The 251-nt window shown below is 54.2% G+C and carries 1 rRNA gene; it reads left to right on the top strand.

Going from position 1 to position 251, the window contains the following annotated elements:
- Window positions 1-251: ribosomal RNA gene (locus FQ746_RS02755) — 16S ribosomal RNA — on the top strand; the annotation flags it as partial.

The following is a 251-nucleotide window of genomic DNA, read 5'->3' as shown; positions in this document are numbered from 1 at the left end:
CCAGACTCCTACGGGAGGCAGCAGTGGGGAATTTTGGACAATGGGCGAAAGCCTGATCCAGCAATGCCGCGTGTGTGAAGAAGGCCTTCGGGTTGTAAAGCACTTTTGTCCGGAAAGAAAACCTTTGGGTTAATACCCTGGGGGGATGACGGTACCGGAAGAATAAGCACCGGCTAACTACGTGCCAGCAGCCGCGGTAATACGTAGGGTGCAAGCGTTAATCGGAATTACTGGGCGTAAAGCGTGCGCAG

It is taken from the genome of Paraburkholderia sp. BCC1886 (genome assembly GCF_900996245.1).
Classification (GTDB): Bacteria; Pseudomonadota; Gammaproteobacteria; order Burkholderiales; family Burkholderiaceae; genus Paraburkholderia.
This window is presented reverse-complemented; position numbering and strand designations above follow the sequence as displayed.